We start from the raw sequence: 19,900 nt of genomic DNA, 5'->3' as shown, positions 1-19,900 counted from the left end.
GTCCGCGTCAGGGACGGCGGCCGTGCCGGATCCGGAAGATCGCCCTGGCCACGCGGAGATGGCGCGGATGCCGATCGAACGTGGACAGGTTCACCGGCGCCTGGTACCGCTTGCGGGTGATGGCCAGGGTGCGGCTGAACTCCCGCAATCCCTGGTCGCCGTGGCTGTGGCCCTGGCCGTATTCGCCCACTCCGCCGAAGGGCAGTGCGGGAATGCCCGCGTAGGCGGTCGAGGAGTTGATGGTCACCACCCCGGCGCGCAACTGCTCGGCGAACGCCTCGATCTCGTGCACGTCCCTGGTGAACACCGACACCGCGACATCGGTGCCGACCGCGTTGATCCGCTCGGCGGCTTCGTCCATGCTCGCCACCTTGTTCACGATGAGCACCGGGCCGATGCCCTCGCCCGTGATCGCGATGCTCTCCTCCGGCACCTCGGCCAGCACGATCGGCTCGATGTATGGGTCGCGGATCGAGTCGAGTCCGCCGACCACCGCGCGGCCGCCGCGGGCCACCGCGTCGCGCACCTGCCTGCGCACCACGTCGACCTGCGACTCCATGATCATCGGGCCGTACGACGCCTTCCGGTCCGCGCCCGGCCGCAGCTTGCGGGCCTGCTCCGTGACCAGGTCGAGGAAGCGGTCGTACACCGACTGGGCGACGTAGGCCCGCTGGATGCCGGTGGCGTTCTGCCCGGCGTTCGCCATCGCACCGAACACGGCGGCCTCGGCGGCGTCGTCCAGCTTGGCGTCCACGTGCACGACCATGCTGCCCTTGCCGCTGCGCTCCACCACCACCGGCGTCATGGTCTGCGCGCACACCGAGATCACCTCGCGCGCGTCCGCCTCGGAACCGGCGTAGGCGATCTTGTCGACCTTCGCCCGGCACAGCGCCGTACCGGTGGCAGTGTCTCCCGTGACCACTTGCAGCACCGGTTGGTTCGGCGCGAGCCGGGACCAGCTGTCGGCCAGCCACACGCCGACGCCGGTGGTCAGTTCGTGCGGCTTGAACACCACCGCGTTGCCCGCCGCCATCGCGTAGGCGATCGAGCCCATCGGGGTGAACACGGGGTTGTTCCACGGGCCGAGCACGCCGACCACGCCGAGCGGCAGATAGCCGACCGAGGCCCGCTGGTTGCGGGTGAGCCAGCTGGAACCGATGCGCCGCCGGTCCAGCGCGCGGCCTGCGTTGCGCGCGGCCCAGTCCAGGTTCTCCACCGCGAGCATCACCTCGATCGCGGCGTCCGCCTCCGGCTTCCCCGTTTCCTCGCACAGTAGGGAGACCAATTCACCGGAGCGCCGGGCGATTTCGCGTTTCCAGTCCAGCAGCCACCGCTTCCGGTTGCTGAAACCCAGCTCCGTCCACCATTTTTCGGCCGAGCGAGCCGCGCGCACCGTGCGATTCAGCTCGGCGGCACCCATTACGGCGTAATTGCCCACGACCTCGCCGGTGCGCGGATCATAGGACGTCAGCACGTTCGTTCGGCCCGTTCCTCCCGGACGCGCCGCCAATCGTGGCTGCGCGGACTCGGCCATGATCACCTCTCGCAGTGTCGAAACCGGCGTGCGGACCACTGAACGGGCCCACAGCCGAGGACGAGTGAGTGTTTTCCCCCGCAAAGCAGACTATGGTCTGGCGCGGCGGGCCGACAAGGCTCGGCCGTCGGCTCGCGGCCGCACCGGATCGCGCTCACCAGCGTGGATCCCTTGCGCGGCCGACGGGCAGCGAGAAATGTGAGTAAGAACACAATGGGCGCACGCTGCTGCGGGTCCCACGCGCGACGCGAAGCCCCGCGCGATCGGGCCGGTAACATCACGCCGAGCGCGACGGATCACCAATCCGAGCGTGCGCCTGCGCTCGGGCGACCTGGTCGCCGCACCGGCCGATAGTGGAGAGTTGATGCCGAGTTCCAACCAAGCAGATTCGCATGCGGGTGACCCAGCGGTCCGGGCAACGGACGTCCGCAAGTCGTTCGGCGATGTGCATGCACTGCAAGGCGTCAGCTTCGTCGCCGAACGCGCCTCCGTCCTCGGCATCCTGGGGCCCAACGGCGCGGGCAAGACGACCATGGTGAAGGTGCTCTCCACGCTGCTGCGCCCCGACTCCGGCACCGCCGTCGTCGCCGGGTACGACGTGCTGAAGGACCCGGCCGGCGTGCGCCGCTCGATCATGATGACCGGTCAGTACGCGGCGCTGGACGAGAACCTCTCCGGGCGGGAGAACCTCGAGCTGTTCGGCAGGCTGATGGGCTTGGGCAAGGCCGCGGCCCGCAAGCGTGCCGACACCTTGCTGGAGGAATTCGACTTGGTGAGCGCGGGCCGCCGCGCCGTGCGCCACTACTCGGGCGGCATGCGCCGCCGCGTCGACATCGCGTGCGGACTGGTGGTGCGCCCCGAGGTGGTGTTCCTGGACGAGCCGACCACCGGCCTCGACCCGCGCAGCAGGCAGGGCGTCTGGGACCTGGTGACCGCGCTGAAGACGCAGGGCATCACGGTGCTGCTGACCACGCAGTACCTGGAGGAGGCCGACGTCCTCAGCGACAACATCATCGTGATCGACAAGGGCACGGTCATCGCCGAGGGCACTGCCGACGAGCTGAAGGAGAAGACCGGCGGCAGCTACTGCGAGGTCGTTCCGCTGGATCCGAAGAAGCTGCGTACCGCCGCGTACGCGCTGGGCGATCTGGTGCCGTCCGCGGTAATGGCCGACCTGAACGGCGGCGACCGCCTGTCCATCCCCGCGCCGGAGGGCGCCGCCACGCTGACCGAGGCGCTGCGCAGGCTCGACAGCGCCGGCGTCGACCTGGCCGACATCGCGCTGCGCCGCCCCTCGCTCGACGACGTGTTCCTGTCCATCACCGGCCATTCGGGCGGCCACGCGTGACCGCTGCGACAGCCTCGGAACACGTCCAGGCCGATGTGATGTTGTTCGCCGAACTCCCCGCGGCGCGGCTGTCGTCGTTCGCCCAGTGGCGCGCGCTGACCGGCCGCATCGTCCGCACCATGGCGACCAAGGGCGAGCTGATCGTCGCGATGGTCACGCCGCTGATCTTCACCCTCGGTTTCTACCTGCCGCTGCGCTACGTGATGAAGATCCAGGGCGTCGACTACGCCCAGTACGTCATGCCGATCATCGTGTTGCAGACCATGGCCTTCACCATGATGTCCAACGCGCAACTGGCCGCCTTCGAGGCGATGACCGGCCTGAGCACCCGCTTGCAGACCATGCCGATCGGGATCCTGGTGCCCTTCACCTCCCGCATCTGCGCCGGTCTGGTCCGGTCGGTCACCTCGCTCACCGCGGCGGTGCTGTTCGGGCACCTGATCGGCTTCCGCTTCGTCGCCGGCGTCGGCCAGGCCGTGCTGTTCTGCGCGTTCTCCCTCGCGGTCGGCACGGTGCTCGCGATCGGCGCCGACGGGCTCGGCAGTCTGACCAAGAGTCCGGAATCGCTGAGCCAGGCGCTGACCCTGCCGACGCTGATCTTCGGCATGCTCTCCTGCGGGTTCGTGCCGGAACGAAACTTCCCGGAGTGGATTCGCCCGTTCGTGCGCAATCAGCCGATCTCCCAGTTCTCCTTCGCCTTGCGCGATATGGCGGCCGACGGGGTGACCTGGCAGGTGTTGTGGGTTCCGCTGGTGTGGGTGATCGGGCTGGCGGCGGCGTTCGTCCCGCTGGCGATCTGGGCGAGTGTGAGGCGGTCATGAGTTCGGTGGAATCGACCGTGGAGCGCACCGCCGACCGGGCCGAGGAGCCCGAGTCCCGTGCGACCGCACCGCTGCCCGTCGTCCGGGCGCGGCCGGAGGGGTCGCTGGTCACCTGGGTGGCGCAGAGCCTGATCCAGTGCAAGCGACTGCTGCTGGTCTGGGCGCGTGATCCGGCGACGACCATCCAGACGCTGGTGTACCCCGCGCTGACTCTGGTGATGTTCTACATCGTGCTGAACAAGCCCGTCTCCGGAGCCACCGGCATGCCCGCCGTGTACGGCACGGTCCCGCTGTTGACCTTGGTCGCGGCGATGTCCGGTGCGGTGGTCAGCGCCCTCGGCTTCAAGACCGAGAAGATGACCGGGCTGCTCGGCCGGTTCTGGACGATGCCGGTGCATCGTGCGGCCGGATTCACCGGACGCCTGCTCGCCGAGGCCATCCGCGTCCTGGTGACCACGGGTTTCGTCGTGGCGGTCGGCCTGCTGCTCGGTTTCCGGTTCGGTCAGGGACCGGTGGCGGCGCTGGCGCTGATCGGCATCCCGGTGCTGTTCGGAGTCGCGTTCGCCGTGCTGGTCACCGCGCTTGCCACCGTGTCCGAGGGCGTGATGCTGGTGAACATCATCGGCATGATCAGCACACTGCTGATGTTCTTCAACTCGGGGTTCGTCCCGGTCTTCGCCTACCCGGTCTGGTTGCAGGACGTGGTGGCGAATCAGCCGATGAGTTGCGCGATCGACGCGATGCGCGGGTTGTCCTACGGCGGGGCGGTGGCCGAGCCGCTGCTCGAGACGCTCGCCTGGACGATCGGGATGATCGTCGTCTTCGCCTACCCCGCGGTCAGGGGATACCGGCGGGCCGCGGAGACGGGGCCCTAGCCACCTGTGCCGCCCGCCGGCCCGGTCACCGGGTCCGGCGCTCGGCCTCTTGCCGCGGTTCGGCGAAGTCGTAGTCCAGCCAGCGGTCCCGATTCCGCCAGCCGACCAGGTCGTAGCGCCAACGGAACGGCCAGGTGTGCGCGACCGTGCCGAACAGCACAGCGCCCAGGGCGGCGTAGTCGTCGTGCGCGGTCAACAGTGCGCGCTGACCGCGCGGGGAGGCGCTGAAGAACGCGTCGAACATGGCGATGGACTGTTCGGTGGTGAGGCGGCCGAGGCCGTAGAGGCCGCGCATCCGCATCCAATACACCAGTCGCGCGCGCGGCGGCCAGAGCGCGGCGATCGGGTCGCGGCCCTGGCACAGCGCGGTGATCGCGGTGTCGACCAGCGCCAGTGAGTCGGCGACGCTGTAGCCCGTGCACGGGTGCATCATGCCGCCGCGTGAACCGAACGGGATCGCGCGCGCCGCGCCGCGCCGTGGCGGCGGCTGGTCGAGCGGATAGTGCGCCGCCTCGCTCGGTTCCGCGCCGGTGAGCCGGATGCCGTGCGCGGCGAGCCGGTGGAGCGTGCGTTTGCGCAGTTCGTGCTGCGGCATGCCGCCCCGCAGGCCGAGGCTGGTCTCCTCGAAGATCACCGTTCCGTCGCCGAGCGGCACCGCGTAGAGGAACGACGGCGGCTCCTGCGGCCCCGCGCCGTTCTCCGGCCGCCAGTCCAGCAGCAAGCCCTCGCCCTCGCCGATCATCGGCGCGGCCGTCTCGGCGTCGACGAAGATGCCGTGCGCGCTCGCGGCCCGGCGGCGGCCGAGCGTGGGCAGCCCACGGGTGTCGAACACCGCGCTCGCCCGGTGCACCGTGCCGTCGGCGAGCTCGACCTCGCGCGCGTCCAGCCGGGTGGCGCGGCCCGCGACGACCGTCGCGTCGTCCAGCGGCAGCGCCGCGTGCAGGCCCGGCTTGGACAGCACGCAGTAGGGCCGGTCGATGCGATGCTCGGTCTTCGTCCAGACCGTGGGCGCGGGAATGGTGGTCGCGATGGCCGTGGACGGCAGCCACTCCGGCAGCTCGTCGACCCAGCAGGAGAACGTGGGCGGCCACAGCCGATCGGGGCGGGGGTCGATCGCGGTCACCGACAATCCGGCGCGCATGGCGCGGTGCGCGAGCGCCCGCCCGGTGGGGCCGAGCCCGACCACGCACACATCGACTTCCCGGCCCGCGCTGACACCCATACCGGCATTCAATCCGCTCGGCCGATGCGAGCGCAACTATTCGCGGCGTGCGAGCCCGAGGAATTCGGGTCTCGCATTTTCCGGATCGAGCCGAGTCGGTGGTAATCGCGTTTTCGCGCATGCCCCCAGAATCGGTGGCCCAGCAACTTCAGTCGTGAATCGGCTCGACGCGCACCATAGCCTGGGCTCGGAACGCGACGCGTTCCGGGATTCGGGATAAGGGGAGTCATGAGAGGAAGCCACCTCCGTCGGTTGGTGTTGTCCGCGGCCGTCGCGGGCGCCGTCGCCTCGGCAATGGTTTCGGTGTCGGCGCAAGCGACGCCCGCGGAGTCTTCCATCGTTTCCGTGCAGGAGCACGATGCGCGGAACCTGACATTGACGGTGCATTCCGCCGCCATGGATCTCGATATCCCGGTGGAAGTGCAGCGCGCCGCGGACACGAGCGTTCCACGCCCCGTGTTGTATCTGCTGCTCGGTGCGGCCGGTGGCGTCGACGGCTCCACCTGGGCCACGAAGACCGATGCGATGCAATTCCTCGCGGACAAGAACGTGCACGCGGTCACGCCGATCGGCGGCATGTTCAGTTATTACGCGGACTGGCAGAAGGACGACGCCAGGCTGGGACGCCAGAAGTGGAAGACCTTCCTGAGCAGCGAACTGCCTCCGCTGATCGACTCGTACCTCAGGACCAGCGGGCGCAATGCCCTCGCGGGGTTCTCGATGTCGGGGACCACGACCCTCGCGCTCGCCGCGACCACGGGTGATCTGTTCTCCAGCGTGGCCGCCTACAGCGGTTGCGCGCAGACCAGCGATCCGGTCGGCCGCGAGTTCGTCCGGCTGACGGTCGAGGAATGGGGACTCGCGGAGATGGACAACATGTGGGGGCCCGCCGGCGACCAGCAATGGGTGGCCAACGATCCATACGTGCAGGCCGAGGGTCTGCGCGGAAAATCCATCTATATCGCCAGTGGGAATGGCATGCCGGGTGTCTACGACCGGTACGGCGGGAAATACTCGCTGAACGGTCCGTGGGGTTTCGCCAATCAACTGGTGGTCGGCGGCGTCATCGAGGCGGCCACCAATTATTGCTCGCACAACATGAAAGACCGGCTGGACGGCCTCGGCATTCCGGCGCGATACAACTTCCGCCCGGAAGGCACTCATTCCTGGGGTTATTGGGAGGACGCGCTGAAGGACTCGTGGCCGACTCTCGCCGGTCCATTGGGAATCTGATTCGTCGGGAAAAAGAGATGCCTATTCGCTCCCTGACCGCGCGAGTCGTCGGTCTGTTGTTGGTCGCTGCCTGCGCGGCACTGCCGCACGCGCCGAGCGCGGGCGCCGCACCGGAGACACCGCCGCTGGACGGCGCCAACGATTGGTCGTGCAGGCCCACCGGGGCACGGCCGGAGCCGGTGGTGCTCGTGCACGGCTCGGGCACCGATATCGGCCGCAGCTTCGCCCTGCTCGCGCCCGCCATCCGGGCCGAGGGGCATTGCGTATTCGCCGCGAATCTCGGTGCCGCTCCGGGTGTGGTCGACGCGGTGAGCGGGCAGACCGGCTCCAGTTCCAGCGGCATCGGGCCGATCGGCGCGGCATTGCTGGGTCGGGCGGTCTACGGCGTCGCCGACATCGATCGGATGGCGAGCGAACTCGCCGAAGTCGTGCGATCGGTGCGGGAGACCACGGGTGCGAGCCGGGTGGCGCTGGTGGGCCACTCCACCGGCGGCACCGTGATCCGGCAGTACCTGCGCGCTCGCGGCCCGGAGTCGGTGTCCCGGGTGGTCACGCTCGGCACCCCGTACCGGGGCACGACCTGGGACGGTCTGCGCGCGGGCTACCCGGATCTGGCCGCACTCGGGCTGGGTAACGCGCAGATCGCGGCCCAGGTCTTCGGAACTCCGGGGCAACAGCAGGTGGTCGGGTCACCGCTGCTGAACCGGCTGAACGCGGGAGGCGAGACCGTGCCCGGTGTCCGGTACACGGCCATCGCCTCCCGCGCCGACCGAGTGATCACGCCGCAGGACACCGCCGTGCTCGCCGCGCCAGCCGCCGCCGACCGCAACGTCTGGCTACAGGACGGATGCCCCGGCAACACCGCCGACCACAGCGGCATGCTGGAAGACCCGCGCGCCGCCGCCGCGGTGCTCTCCGCGCTCGCCGGAGACCAGCGAGCGTTGCCCTGCTGATCCGGACCAAGGCCGGACACGATCATTCGAGACGAAGATGGAGAACCGCGGTGGGTCTCGGCATCACCTGTAGGGGCCTGCGCCGCGAATTCGCGGGAGTCGTCGTGGTCGACGACGTGACATTCCGTGCTCCCGCGGGCCGAGTCACCGGCGTGGTCGGACCGAACGGCGCGGGAAAGACGACGCTGTTGTCGATGCTCGCCGGTCGATTGCGGCCGCACCGAGGACATTTGCGCGTGGAGGACGCCGATCCGAGCGTCGAACCGTGGGTGGTCCGATCCAGGGTCGGCTGGGTTCCCGACGTGTACGAAGGCGCCGAGACCTGGTCGATCCGGGAAGTGGTGGAGTATGCGGCGAAAATCGCCGGTCACACCGGAGCCGCGGCCGGCGAATTCGTCGATCGGGCATTGCATCTCGCACGTTTGACGGATTCGTCTTCGACGCCCGTTCTCCGTCTCTCCCGGAGCGAGAAGAAGTGGCTGGGGCTGGCCGCAGCGCTGGCCGCCGGTACCGCCGCGCTCGTGCTGGACAACCCGACGGCCGATTTGGACGACGAAGGTCGGCGCTATCTGTCCGGAATGCTGCGAGCCCTCGCCCAGCAGGGGATGACGATCGTCGTTTCGGCTTGTGCCGAAGCGGACCTCGCCGGATGCGCGGAGGAGATCCTGCGCATCGATCGCGGTCGAGTCGTCGCTACCGCGTGACGGCTCGATCCAGGCGCATCCGCGGCTTTCGCGCGCCGACCGCGGGCTCGTGACTACTTGGGCGTCACCCAGGTGGTGATATCGGCGTGCACGACCTCCAGGCCGTGCTTGTCGTAGATCGAGACCGGCACCACGATCTCGCGGCCCTCGGTGATGGTCGCGAAATCCGGGAGTTCCGGCAGCTTCGCGACGGCCCGCAGCGCGGTCTCGGCTTTGGCCAGGTACCGCACGTTCATCGCCTTGGGAATCCACCGGTGCGTCGAGGGCACCGTCGCCTCGCTGAGCATGCCCATGGCGACCTCGGCCAGATTGCACGCCGCGATGGCGTGGAAGGTGCCCAGATGATTGTGGATTCCGAACCACTTCGGCGAAGTCACCTCGCACAGCCCCGGTTCGAGCCGGACCACGTTCGGCAACACGGTGCCGAAGTAGGGCACCCGAGCCACCATCCCGAGCGAGAACAGGGCGTGCCCCAGCCGGTTGTCGGGCAGCTTCTTCCACCCGCGGTAGGTCGCGGTTTCTTTCGCCATACGCGTATCTTACTCAAAAGTAAGTTTCTCGACACCCCGCCGATTTGAAGTGACTCCCGGGGGTCGTGCATACTGTTCGGGTTGCCCTGCACCGGGCCATGTCTGTTTCCCAGTGAAACGGATGGTCGGGCGGGGCGAGCAGTACCCCATCATGTACCTCGCCGGGTTACCGGCGTGGGTACGTCCGGGACAGTGTTCCGGGTCTGAGACGCAGTGCGATCCGAGGCCGAGGAATGAGCGGACGGGCGACACGCCCGACCGCGTGGACCGGAGAACCATGACAGATGAACAGCGGCGAGATCGGGCATGCCCGGTCATGAGTCTCCACTGAGACGTCTTCGTGTGTTCGGGCTGTGCAAATGAGGGTGGTCCAGCGGACCGGCGTAGCCGGCTTCCGGATCACGAAGGAAAGCGGAGAAAAGGACACTTAGCGTGGCGGGACAAAAGATCCGCATCAGGCTCAAGGCCTATGACCACGAGGCGATCGACGCATCGGCGCGCAAGATCGTGGAGACGGTGACCCGCACCGGGGCACGCGTCGTCGGCCCGGTGCCGTTGCCGACCGAGAAGAACGTGTACTGCGTCATCCGTTCGCCGCACAAGTACAAGGACTCGCGCGAGCACTTCGAGATGCGTACGCACAAGCGCCTCATCGACATCCTCGACCCGACGCCGAAGACGGTGGACGCGCTCATGCGCATCGACCTGCCGGCCAGCGTCGACGTCAACATTCAGTGACGGGGACTCGAGACATGACTGACAACAAGAACAGGCCGGCCGCCGGCATCCTGGGCACCAAGCTCGGCATGACCCAGGTCTTCGACGACAAGAACCGCGTCGTTCCCGTGACCGTCATCAAGGCCGGGCCGAACGTCGTCACCCAGATCCGCACCGAGGAGCGCGACGGCTACAGCGCCGTCCAGGTCGCTTTCGGCGCCATCGACCCGCGCAAGGTGAACAAGCCGGTCTCCGGACAGTTCGCCAAGGCCGGTGTCACCCCGCGCCGCCACGTCGCCGAGATCCGCGTCGCGGACGCCTCCACCTTCGAGGTCGGCCAGGAGATCAGCGCCGACGTGTTCGAAGAGGGCAGCTACGTCGACGTCACCGGCACCAGCAAGGGCAAGGGCTTCGCGGGCACCATGAAGCGCCACGGCTTCCGTGGCCAGGGCGCCTCGCACGGTGCGCAGGCCGTGCACCGTCGTCCGGGTTCGATCGGTGGCTGCGCCACCCCCGGCCGCGTGTTCAAGGGCATGCGCATGTCGGGCCGGATGGGTAACGACCGGGTCACCACGCAGAACCTCTCGGTGCACAAGGTCGACGCCGAGAACGGCCTGCTGCTGATCAAGGGAGCGATCCCGGGTCGCAAGGGCGGCGTCGTGATCGTCAAGAGCGCCGTGAAGGGTGGTGCGCACGCATGACCAGCTCAGCTGTGAACACTGAGAAGAAGTCTGCAAATCTGACGCTGCCGGTCAAGGAGATCGGTGGCAAGACCAACGGCACCGTCGATCTCCCCGCGGAGATCTTCGACGTGACCGCCAACATCGCGCTGATGCACCAGGTCGTCGTGGCCCAGCAGGCCGCGGCCCGCCAGGGCACGCATGCGACCAAGACGCGCGGCCAGGTCTCCGGTGGTGGCAAGAAGCCGTACCGGCAGAAGGGCACCGGCCGCGCCCGCCAGGGTTCGACCCGCGCGCCGCAGTTCGCCGGTGGTGGCACCGTGCACGGCCCGCAGCCGCGCGACTACACCCAGCGCCTGCCCAAGAAGATGAAGGCCGCCGCCCTGCGTGGCGCCCTGTCCGACCGGGCTCGCAACGAGCGCATCCACGTGATCACCGAACTGGTGGCCGGCCAGACCCCGTCCACCAAGACCGCCAAGAGCTTCCTGGCCGAGTTGTCGGACCGCAAGAAGTTCCTGGTCGTGGTGGGCCGCGAGGACGTCGCCGCGTGGAAGAGCCTGGCGAACCTGCAGAACGTGCACCCGATCGCCCCCGACCAGCTCAACACCTACGACGTCCTCAACAGTGACGACGTGGTGTTCAGCGTCGAGGCGCTCAACGCGTTCGTGCACGGTCCCGCGGAGTCCCCGCAAGACGCTGCGGCGATTGCACAGGAGGAGAGCAAGTGACCACCATCGCCGACCCCCGCGACATTCTGCTGGCGCCGGTCATCTCCGAGAAGTCCTACGGACTGATCGAGGAAGGCACCTACACCTTCCTGGTGCACCCGGACTCGAACAAGACGCAGATCAAGATCGCCGTGGAGAAGGTCTTCGGTGTGAAGGTGACCAGCGTCAACACCGCCAACCGTCAGGGCAAGCGCAAGCGGACCCGCTTCGGTTACGGCAAGCGCAAGAGCACCAAGCGCGCGCTCGTGACCATCTCGGCCGACAGCAAGCCCATCGAGATCTTCGGAGGCCCGGTCGCGTAAGCGCTCGGGAATCCAGAAAGTAGAGAAGAACTCATGGCAATCCGTAAGTACAAGCCGACTACGCCGGGCCGTCGTGGCGCCAGCGTCTCGGACTTCGCCGAGATCACCCGGTCGACCCCGGAGAAGTCGCTGCTGCGCCCGCTGTCCAAGTCCGGCGGCCGCAACGCCCACGGCCGGATCACCACCCGGCACCGCGGTGGCGGGCACAAGCGCGCCTACCGTCTGATCGACTTCCGTCGTTTGGACAAGGACGGCATCCCGGCCAAGGTCGCGCACATCGAGTACGACCCGAACCGCACCGCGAACATCGCGCTGCTGCACTTCGTGGACGGCGAGAAGCGCTACATCATCGCCCCCAAGGGCGTGACGCAGGGCACCCGCATCGAGTCCGGCCCGACGGCCGACATCAAGCCGGGCAACAACCTGCCGCTGCGCAACATCCCGACCGGTACCACTATCCACGCGGTGGAGCTGCGTCCGGGCGGCGGCGCCAAGCTGGCCCGCTCGGCCGGCATGAGCATCCAGCTGCTCGGTAAGGAAGGCCCCTACGCCACGCTGCGTATGCCCTCCGGTGAGATCCGCCGCGTCGACGTGCGCTGCCGCGCCACCGTCGGCGAGGTCGGCAATGCCGAGCAGTCGAACATCAACTGGGGTAAGGCCGGCCGTATGCGCTGGAAGGGTCGCCGCCCCACGGTCCGTGGTGTCGTCATGAACCCGGTCGACCACCCGCATGGTGGTGGTGAGGGCAAGACCTCCGGTGGTCGCCACCCGGTCTCGCCGTGGGGTCAGCCGGAAGGCCGCACCCGCAAGCCCAACCGTCCGAGCGACAAGCTCATCGTCCGCCGTCGCAAGACCGGCAAGAAGCGCTGAAGGAGGAGGTAAGAAATGCCACGCAGCCTCAAGAAAGGCCCGTTTGTCGACGACCACCTCCTCGCGAAGGTGGACGTGCAGAACGAGAAGGGCACCAAGCAGGTCATCAAGACCTGGTCGCGTCGTTCGACCATCATCCCCGATTTCATCGGGCACACGTTCGCGGTGCACGACGGCCGCAAGCACGTGCCGGTGTTCGTCTCGGACAACATGGTCGGGCACAAGCTCGGTGAGTTCGCGCCGACCAGGACGTTCAAGAGCCACGTCAAGGAAGACCGGAAGAGCAAGCGGCGATGACGACGACCGAGACTCAGAACCCGACTGCGCGCGCGACCGCCAAGCACGTTCGCGTGACCCCGATGAAGGCACGCCGTGTCGTGGACCTGGTCCGCGGCAAGCGCGTCGAGGACGCCCTCGCCCTGCTGAAGTTCGCGCCCCAGGCCGCGAGCGAGCCGGTCGCCAAGGTCGTCGCCAGTGCCGCCGCCAACGCCGAGAACAACCTCGGCTTGAACCCGGCCACGCTGGTCATCTCGACCGCCTACGTCGATGAGGGTACGACCCTGAAGCGGTTCCAGCCGCGTGCCCAGGGCCGTGCGTTCCGCATCCGCAAGCGCACCAGCCACATCACCATCGAGGTCGAGAGCATCCCCACCGCCGGTGGATCCACTCGTAACCGCCGGAAGGGAGGGGCAAAGTAAATGGGACAGAAGATCAATCCCCACGGCTTCCGCCTCGGTATCACCACCGACTGGAAGTCGCGCTGGTACGCGGACAAGCAGTACGCGGACTACGTGAAGGAAGACGTCGCGATCCGCAAGCTCCTGGCCACCGGCATGGAGCGGGCAGGCATCTCCAAGGTCGAGATCGAGCGCACCCGTGACCGCGTTCGGGTGGACATCCACACCGCGCGTCCCGGCATCGTGATCGGCCGCCGCGGCGCCGAGGCCGACCGCATCCGCGCCGAGCTGGAGAAGCTCACCGGCAAGCAGGTGCAGCTGAACATCCTCGAGGTCAAGAACCCCGAGTCGGATGCGCAGCTGGTCGCCCAGGCCGTCGCGGAGCAGCTGTCCAACCGTGTGGCGTTCCGTCGCGCGATGCGCAAGGCCATCCAGTCGGCCATGCGTTCGCCGAACGTCAAGGGCATCCGTGTGCAGTGCTCGGGCCGCCTCGGTGGCGCCGAGATGTCGCGCTCGGAGTTCTACCGCGAGGGTCGGGTGCCGCTGCACACGCTGCGCGCCGACATCGACTACGGCCTCTACGAGGCCAAGACCACCTTCGGTCGCATCGGCGTGAAGGTCTGGATCTACAAGGGCGACATCGTCGGTGGCAAGCGTGAGCTCGCCGCCGCTGCCGCCGCGCCCGAGCGTCCGCGCCGGGAGCGGCCGAGCCGTCCGCGTCGGTCCGGTTCCGCAGGCACCACCGCGACCAGCACCGAGGCCGGGCGCGCCGCCACCGCGGTGGCCGACGCGCCGGCAGAGACACAGGAGGGCTGACGCATGCTGATGCCTCGCAAGGTGAAGCACCGCAAGCAGCATCACCCGGGTCGTTCCGGCATGGCCAAGGGCGGCACCTCGGTGGCGTTCGGCGAGTTCGGCATCCAGGCGCTGGAGCCGGCGTACGTCACCAACCGGCAGATCGAGTCGGCGCGTATCGCGATGACTCGCCACATCCGCCGTGGCGGCAAGATCTGGATCAACATCTACCCGGATCGCCCGCTGACCAAGAAGCCCGCCGAGACCCGCATGGGTTCCGGTAAGGGTTCGCCGGAGTGGTGGGTCGCGAACGTCAAGCCCGGTCGCGTGATGTTCGAGATGAGCTACCCGAACGAGGAGACCGCTCGTGAGGCCCTGCGCCGCGCGATGCACAAGCTCCCGATGAAGTGCAGGATCGTGACCAGGGAGGAGCAGTTCTGATGGCTACCGGAACACCGGCCGCAGAGCTCCGCGAGCTCACCGAAGAGGAGTTGGTGGCCAAGCTGCGCGACTCCAAGGAAGAGCTGTTCAACCTGCGCTTCCAGATGGCGACGGGTCAGCTGGACAACAACCGTCGTCTGCGCGTCGTCCGTCACGAGATCGCGCGCATCTACACGGTCATGCGTGAGCGCGAGCTCGGTCTGGCCACCGGACCCGCTGGCAAGGGAGATGCCGCATGAGCGACAAAGTAGAAGGGCAGCGCGGCACCCGCAAGGTGCGTGTCGGCTACGTTGTCTCGGACAAGATGAACAAGACGATCGTCGTCGAGCTGGAAGACCGCCACCGGCACCCGCTCTACGGCAAGATCATTCGCACCACCTCGAAGGTGAAGGCGCACGACGAGAACGAGATCGCCGGCATCGGCGACCGCGTTCAGCTGATGGAGACCCGTCCGCTGTCGGCCACCAAGCGCTGGCGTCTGGTCGAGGTCCTGGAGAGGGCCAAGTAAGCCCTTCCACGGCGTGAAACCCGAAGGCCCGCTTCCCGTTCCGGGAGGCGGGCCTTCGCCGTATCCGGCCATGTCCGATTTTCACGGAATCGCGGTGGAGTATTCCTCGATGGGTACTGTCGTGGTTGTGTTGCGTGCAGCGATCGAGCGCGCCGCAAGCAGGCTCGTGGCCTGACCGATACGGCGAGCGAAGGCCGATGTGGAGGTGTGAGCGGTGGCAGATGGGACTCGACCCGGTCGGCCCGATGACCGAGCGCTGCTGCGGGAGCATCTGCTCAGGACGCGGATCGCGGGGGATGTCGCGACGCCTCGGGAGGGGAATCTCTCGAACTATCGCAAGATGGTGGATAAAGATCCCGGGTACCAGTTCGGCCTGACGCTGAAGGATTGGACGTTCGCCGAAACCCTGGAGATGATGGCGCGTCTGTGCGGGGTCGACCCGGACCCACGTCATCGGTGGGGTCCCGACACCATCGACGTCGATCTCACCCTGGACGCGCTCGACGCGATGGGGGCGCGGATCGGCCAGGCGGCTCGCCGTCAGGAGACCGTGATCCTGGCGACCGGGCATCCCCACACGCTCTTGGGCGTCTATCGTGCCGTCGAGGATGCGTTGCGTGCGGCGGGGTGCGTGGTGCTCGTGCCCGCCGCCGGATGGTCCTACCGGGTCACTACCCGCTTCGGACCGCAGAATCGCGAAATCATCTACACCTCGGGTGTTGCCGCGCTCGGCACCGACGGCAGGCTGGAACACACGCATGACCCGCACCCGATGCGGGCGATGCTCGGGGAGTTGCGCGACGGCGAGCCCGACCACTGGCCCGACCTGGTCGTCGCCGACCACGGTTGGGCCGGTGCGGCGGGTGAAGCGGGCATCGAAACCGTCGGTTTCGCAGACAGCAACGATCCCGCCCTGTTCGCCGGGCACGCCGAGGGAAAGATCGCCGTCACGGTGCCCCTCGACGACGGCATCCGCCCCGACCACTACCAGCCGTTGACCACCTACCTGCTCGACCGGGCGGGTCTGCGCCGGTGACGTCAGCGCGAATTCCGCCGGTCGTCGGCCATGTCGCGGACTATGCTCTCGAGCTCGGAATGCCTCGGATGCCAGCCTAATTCGGCTGCCGCCTTGGCTGGGTCGCTGACCAATGCGGCCGGTTCGGGCGCCGGTGGACGATGGATCAGCTGGATTCGACGGCCGGTCTGTTGTTCGACGGCGGCGACGACGTCGAGGATGCTGCTGCCCTGCCCACTGCCGATGAGGTACCGCTCGAACCCACCCGGCGGTGTCTTCTCGAGGCACGCGACGAAAGCGGCTGCGGCGTCGTCGATGTGCAGGTAATCGCGTACCGCGCTGCCGTCGCCGTTCACCTCCAACGCCGAACCGTTCAGGGCGGCGGCGAAGGTGCGGGGAATCAGGCGCGTGGGGTCGGGGTCGGCGCCGCCTGCCACGTTCATCAAACGCAGTACGGCAGCCGACAAGCGTCCGGTGCCCGCCTGTGCGTGGAGCGCCCACTCGGCGGCCAGTTTGCTTGCCGCGTACGGGTGCGGCGGTGCGTCGGGCAGGCTTTCCGTCATCGGCTGACGCTCCGGCGTCCCGTATATCGAGCCGGTCGAGGCGAAGACGATCCGCGATACTCCCGCCGCGGCCATGGCCTCCAGTAATGCGACCGTGCCGCCCGTATTGACGCGAAAGTACCGCGAGGGTTCGGTCATCGACTCGCGCGCGCGAGTGAGCCCGGCAAGATGGCACACCGCCTCCGCGCCGTCCAGCGCCTCGCGCAGCGCGGCGTCATCCAGCAGGTCGGCGACTCGCGTCGCCGTCTGCGAGGGCGAAACGCGCTTGCGAACCATCGCGATCGGCTCGTGCCCGGCTCTGCTCAGCAGGTGAACGACCGCCCGGCCGAGATAGCCGTTCGCTCCTGTGACGAGAACACGCACCACACGATCTTGTCATCGAGCAGCGCGTATATCGATGGCTGCCCGCGTTACCTCGACCGTGGCCGTCCGCTCGGGCCGGTCGATCGGCCGCGCACTATTCGTCCCGCATCGGGCCGGGTGAGGACAGGACTTGCGCTATACGTATACATCTACTTATAGTGAGACGGCGGCTCGGCCAGTCTGGAAACATGGATTTCGCGCTCGGAGAGGCGGATTCGAAAAGGGCCGGTCTGCGGAAGACGCATGCCTGGATGCGCACTGATCTATGAAACGGGGAAAATCATGACGACCGATCCGAACGACCCGAGCGGAGCCGGCACTGTCGAGGAGCGGGAATCCGGCGTCACCATCGTGAAAGCGCCCGCCGAACCGGGTGACCTCCGCCAGATCGTGTTGCGGGTGGGTCCGGGCGGCGGGCGCAGGCAGCGGTTCGTCGGCAGGCTGCTCGGTGAGTCGCGGGAGTACGACAAGGCCGGGATGAACGTGGTGCGCGTCTACGTGAGCCGTAAAGGCAAGTACGTGGTGCACCGGCGGGAATCGAACTGGCGCGAAATGTTCGGCGCGATCGACTGGACCGACTGGAAGAATTGGCGCGAGCTGCTTGGGGTCGGCGGCGGTGAGCGCGAATGGGGTGACTACACGGTGGAGATCGTGGACTCGCCCGCTGAACTGGACGGCCGGATTCCGGAGCACATCTACCGGACGGTCGTCGATATCGCCGAGAACCCGACCTCGCAAGACCTTCAGATCTGAGACACCGCCGCTTTCGGCGAATCCGGAAAGGATTTCTTCGCAGATGTTCGCACGACTGGGGGCCGTGGTCGTCCACAATCCGTGGAAGGTGATCGGCCTGTGGCTGCTGCTCACCATCGCGGTGGTGGCCGCGGCGCCGGAACTCAAATCAACGACAGACCAATCCGCCTTCCTGCCTTCTCATTACGAGTCCATTCAGGCATTGGAGCTACAGCAGAAAGCTTTCCCGGACAGCTCAGCTCCCGCGGCGATCATCGTGTTCGCCCGCGAGGACGGCACGCCGTTGACCGACACGGACGCGGCTTCGGTCGTGTCGATCGGCAACGACCTGCGCAACGCGCAGATCAAGGACGTCATCGGCATGCAACCGACGCCGCCGTCGGAGAACCGCCTGATCCAGATCATCGCGGTGCAGATGACGAAGGTGACCAATCCGAACGACACCACCCAAGGCGAGGCGGTCAAGGCGCTGCGAGCGAAGCTGACCGAGCGCGTCGGAGACACCGAACTGAAGGCGGGCATCACCGGCCAGGCTGCGCAGGTGCTGGACCAGCGCGAATCCGGCGACAAGGGCATGGCGATCATCGGCATCGCCACCGTCGTGCTGATCCTGGTGCTGTTGCTGATCATCTTCCGCAGTCCGGTGATCGCGTTGCTGCCGATCGTCGTGATCGGGGCGGTCTCCAGCATGGTCAACGGATTGATCGCCGTGGTGGCCAAGGCCTTCGACCTGGAGATCGACGCTTCCATCAGTGCCATCCTGGTGGTCGTGCTGTTCGGTGTCGGCACCGACTACATCCTGTTCCTGATGTTCCGCTACCGCGAACGGCTGCGTGCGGGAGAGGATCCGAAGACCGCCATGGTCAGCGCCGTCACCCGGGTGGGCGAGGCGATCACGTCCGCGGCGGGCGCGGTGATCATCGCGTTCATGGCGCTGGTGCTGTCCACGCTCGGCATGTTCCGCGCCATGGGCCCGGCGCTGGCGATCGCGGTGGCGATCGCGCTGGCGGCGGGGCTGACGCTGGTGCCAGCGGTGGTCTCGCTGCTGGGCACCAAGGTGTTCTGGCCGTCCAAGGCGTGGCGCACCGAACCGAAGGGCGCGCGGTTCACCGCCCTCGGCAACGCACTCGGGCGTCGGCCCGCTGTGTTCGCCGTGGCCTCCGGCGGTGTGCTGGTGGTGTTGGGGATCTTCGCCCTCGGCTTCCACCCGACCTTCGATCTCAGCTCCGGATCGACCTCGGAGGCGTCGGAATCCGTCGTCTACAGCAAGGAATTGGTGAAGGGATTGCCCGCCGGGACGACCCAGCCTTCGGATGTCCTGTTGCGCTCCGACGGTGCGTTGACCGCCGAGCAACTCACGGCCTACCGCAACGAGTTGGCCGGTGTGCCCGGTGTGGGACAGGTGGCCGAGCCGAAGTTGTCCGCGGACAAGACGATCGCCGACTTCGCGGTGACGCTGAATGCCGCGCCGGAGTCCGATGCCGCGCTGGACACCGTCAAGGGGCCGCTGCGCGACACCGCGCACTCCGCGGCGCCCGCAGGTACGACCGCCGCGGTCGGCGGTTTGACCTCGGTGTTCGTCGATTTCCAGGACGCGATGGCGCGGGATTACGCGATCGTCTTCCCGGTGGCGGCGATCCTGATCATGATCGTGCTGGGGTTGTTGCTGCGCAGTCTGGTCGCGCCGTGGTATCTGATGGCCTCGGTGTTCCTCGGCTTCGCCGCCACGCTCGGCGCCGCCGTGCTGGTGTTCCAGCACTTCCGGGGCGAGACCGGCTTGATCTTCACGCTGCCGGTGATCATGTACCTGTTCGTGGTCGCGCTGGGCACCGACTACAACATCCTGATGGTCGCCCGGCTGCGGGAAGAGGCCCGCGAGGGCAACGAGCCGAAACAGGCCGCGGCACTGGCTCTGCGGCATACGGGACCCACCATCGCGGCGGCCGGCGTGATCCTGGCGGGAACGTTCGCGTCGATGATGCTGGCGGGTAACAACGTCCTCGCGCAGATGGGCTTCGCCATCTCGGTGGGTATCGCGATCGCGGCCTTCGTCATGGCCATGTTCTTCACGCCCGCGCTCACGGCGATCATCGGGCACAAGGCGTGGTGGCCGGGCCATGGTGATCAGAGGCCCGAAGGTTCGGGAACCGGCGCTCGCCTCGTGGAACCCGCCGTCGGCGCGAGCCGATCGGAATAGGAGCCGCTGGGCACGGGTGATCGACCCGGAACAGAGCTGTGCACCCGGATCCACCGGGTGCACAGCTTTTC

Annotated in this window: 23 protein-coding genes and 1 pseudogene; 20 read left to right on the top strand and 4 right to left on the bottom strand. The window is 67.7% G+C overall.

Annotated features, from left to right (window positions below; all coding sequences use genetic code 11):
* Positions 1–7 precede the first annotated feature (7 nt).
* Entirely contained in the window at positions 8–1,534 is a 1,527-nt protein-coding gene (locus ABZ803_RS30420) for an aldehyde dehydrogenase family protein (RefSeq protein WP_357044572.1), read from the bottom strand.
* A gap of 364 nt (positions 1,535–1,898) precedes the next feature.
* Between ABZ803_RS30420 and ABZ803_RS30415 the strand changes: the two genes are divergently transcribed.
* Genes ABZ803_RS30415 through ABZ803_RS30405 form a run of 3 tightly spaced genes read left to right on the top strand, consistent with a single transcriptional unit; the run spans position 1,899 to position 4,578 of the window.
* Positions 1,899–2,882: an ATP-binding cassette domain-containing protein gene (locus tag ABZ803_RS30415; RefSeq protein ID WP_357044546.1), complete on the top strand. Its 984-nt coding sequence runs from the start codon at positions 1,899–1,901 to the stop codon at positions 2,880–2,882.
* A 38-nt stretch (positions 2,883–2,920) separates the two neighbouring features.
* On the top strand, positions 2,921–3,703 hold the full coding sequence (locus ABZ803_RS30410) for an ABC transporter permease (protein ID WP_357044570.1): 783 nt from the start codon (positions 2,921–2,923) through the stop codon (positions 3,701–3,703).
* On the top strand, positions 3,700–4,578 hold the full coding sequence (locus ABZ803_RS30405; protein WP_357044544.1) for an ABC transporter permease: 879 nt from the start codon (positions 3,700–3,702) through the stop codon (positions 4,576–4,578). The genes ABZ803_RS30410 and ABZ803_RS30405 overlap by 4 nt, the downstream gene beginning before the upstream one ends.
* A 25-nt stretch (positions 4,579–4,603) precedes the next feature.
* On the opposite strand, the gene ABZ803_RS30400 is transcribed toward ABZ803_RS30405, so the two are convergent.
* Positions 4,604–5,800: a lycopene cyclase family protein gene (locus ABZ803_RS30400; protein ID WP_357044542.1), complete on the bottom strand. Its 1,197-nt coding sequence runs from the start codon at positions 5,798–5,800 to the stop codon at positions 4,604–4,606.
* Positions 5,801–6,028: 228 nt separating this feature from the next.
* Between ABZ803_RS30400 and ABZ803_RS30395 the strand changes: the two genes are divergently transcribed.
* From ABZ803_RS30395 to ABZ803_RS30385, 3 genes are read left to right on the top strand one after another with little or no spacing between them, the layout of a single operon-like run.
* The gene (locus ABZ803_RS30395) at positions 6,029–7,033 is read left to right on the top strand and encodes an alpha/beta hydrolase family protein (protein ID WP_357044541.1); all 1,005 of its coding nucleotides are present in this window, start codon (positions 6,029–6,031) and stop codon (positions 7,031–7,033) included.
* A gap of 17 nt (positions 7,034–7,050) precedes the next feature.
* On the top strand, positions 7,051–7,986 hold the full coding sequence (locus ABZ803_RS30390) for an alpha/beta fold hydrolase (protein WP_357044539.1): 936 nt from the start codon (positions 7,051–7,053) through the stop codon (positions 7,984–7,986).
* A gap of 50 nt (positions 7,987–8,036) precedes the next feature.
* Positions 8,037–8,690 carry an ABC transporter ATP-binding protein gene (locus ABZ803_RS30385; protein WP_357044537.1) on the top strand — a complete coding sequence of 218 codons (654 nt, stop codon included), beginning with the start codon at positions 8,037–8,039 and terminating at the stop codon, positions 8,688–8,690.
* Between the two features lie 53 nt (positions 8,691–8,743).
* On the opposite strand, the gene ABZ803_RS30380 is transcribed toward ABZ803_RS30385, so the two are convergent.
* Positions 8,744–9,220 carry a hotdog fold domain-containing protein gene (locus ABZ803_RS30380; RefSeq protein ID WP_357044536.1) on the bottom strand — a complete coding sequence of 159 codons (477 nt, stop codon included), beginning with the start codon at positions 9,218–9,220 and terminating at the stop codon, positions 8,744–8,746.
* 432 nt (positions 9,221–9,652) lie between these two features.
* Here ABZ803_RS30380 and rpsJ point away from each other — a divergent pair, with 432 nt between their 5' ends.
* From rpsJ to ABZ803_RS30320, 12 genes and pseudogenes are all read left to right on the top strand, one after another.
* Positions 9,653–9,958: a 30S ribosomal protein S10 gene (rpsJ, locus tag ABZ803_RS30375; RefSeq protein WP_003938093.1), complete on the top strand. Its 306-nt coding sequence runs from the start codon at positions 9,653–9,655 to the stop codon at positions 9,956–9,958.
* 14 nt (positions 9,959–9,972) lie between these two features.
* On the top strand, positions 9,973–10,638 hold the full coding sequence (gene rplC / locus ABZ803_RS30370) for a 50S ribosomal protein L3 (RefSeq protein ID WP_062971941.1): 666 nt from the start codon (positions 9,973–9,975) through the stop codon (positions 10,636–10,638).
* Entirely contained in the window at positions 10,635–11,345 is a 711-nt protein-coding gene (gene rplD, locus ABZ803_RS30365; protein WP_357044534.1) for a 50S ribosomal protein L4, read from the top strand. Before rplC ends, rplD begins: the two co-directional genes overlap by 4 nt.
* On the top strand, positions 11,342–11,647 hold the full coding sequence (gene rplW, locus ABZ803_RS30360; protein WP_029923608.1) for a 50S ribosomal protein L23: 306 nt from the start codon (positions 11,342–11,344) through the stop codon (positions 11,645–11,647). The genes rplD and rplW overlap by 4 nt, the downstream gene beginning before the upstream one ends.
* 33 nt (positions 11,648–11,680) lie before the next feature.
* Positions 11,681–12,517 (top strand): 50S ribosomal protein L2, encoded by an 837-nt coding sequence (gene rplB / locus ABZ803_RS30355; protein WP_040864840.1) that lies wholly within the window; start codon positions 11,681–11,683, stop codon positions 12,515–12,517.
* Between the two features lie 15 nt (positions 12,518–12,532).
* Positions 12,533–12,814, top strand: coding sequence for a 30S ribosomal protein S19 (rpsS, locus tag ABZ803_RS30350; RefSeq protein ID WP_039795442.1), 282 nt, complete (start codon positions 12,533–12,535; stop codon positions 12,812–12,814).
* A complete protein-coding gene (rplV, locus tag ABZ803_RS30345) occupies positions 12,811–13,215 on the top strand; it encodes a 50S ribosomal protein L22 (RefSeq protein ID WP_040864841.1) in 405 nt (134 codons plus the stop codon). Before rpsS ends, rplV begins: the two co-directional genes overlap by 4 nt.
* Positions 13,216–14,010 (top strand): 30S ribosomal protein S3, encoded by a 795-nt coding sequence (rpsC, locus tag ABZ803_RS30340; RefSeq protein WP_040774085.1) that lies wholly within the window; start codon positions 13,216–13,218, stop codon positions 14,008–14,010.
* 3 nt (positions 14,011–14,013) lie between these two features.
* A complete protein-coding gene (gene rplP / locus ABZ803_RS30335; protein WP_040864842.1) occupies positions 14,014–14,430 on the top strand; it encodes a 50S ribosomal protein L16 in 417 nt (138 codons plus the stop codon).
* Positions 14,430–14,669, top strand: a complete 240-nt coding sequence (gene rpmC / locus ABZ803_RS30330; RefSeq protein WP_040864843.1) for a 50S ribosomal protein L29 — start codon at positions 14,430–14,432, stop codon at positions 14,667–14,669. Before rplP ends, rpmC begins: the two co-directional genes overlap by 1 nt.
* A gap of 20 nt (positions 14,670–14,689) precedes the next feature.
* Positions 14,690–14,938 (top strand): annotated as a pseudogene (gene rpsQ, locus ABZ803_RS30325) (30S ribosomal protein S17); the annotation flags it as partial.
* 214 nt (positions 14,939–15,152) lie between these two features.
* Positions 15,153–15,974, top strand: a complete 822-nt coding sequence (locus ABZ803_RS30320) for a phosphatase (RefSeq protein ID WP_357044531.1) — start codon at positions 15,153–15,155, stop codon at positions 15,972–15,974.
* Positions 15,975–15,976: 2 nt separating this feature from the next.
* On the opposite strand, the gene ABZ803_RS30315 is transcribed toward ABZ803_RS30320, so the two are convergent.
* A complete protein-coding gene (locus ABZ803_RS30315; protein ID WP_357044529.1) occupies positions 15,977–16,879 on the bottom strand; it encodes an NAD-dependent epimerase/dehydratase family protein in 903 nt (300 codons plus the stop codon).
* Between the two features lie 282 nt (positions 16,880–17,161).
* Between ABZ803_RS30315 and ABZ803_RS30310 the strand changes: the two genes are divergently transcribed.
* Positions 17,162–17,632 (top strand): EXLDI protein, encoded by a 471-nt coding sequence (locus ABZ803_RS30310; protein WP_357044528.1) that lies wholly within the window; start codon positions 17,162–17,164, stop codon positions 17,630–17,632.
* A gap of 43 nt (positions 17,633–17,675) precedes the next feature.
* A complete protein-coding gene (locus ABZ803_RS30305) occupies positions 17,676–19,829 on the top strand; it encodes an MMPL family transporter (protein ID WP_357044526.1) in 2,154 nt (717 codons plus the stop codon).
* Positions 19,830–19,900 lie beyond the last annotated feature (71 nt).

This window comes from Nocardia sp. NPDC047648 (assembly GCF_040642815.1).
GTDB classification, from domain to species: Bacteria; Actinomycetota; Actinomycetes; order Mycobacteriales; family Mycobacteriaceae; genus Nocardia; species Nocardia gamkensis.
The sequence above is the reverse complement of the archived record's forward strand: the minus strand, read 5'-3'. Positions and strand labels throughout refer to the sequence as shown.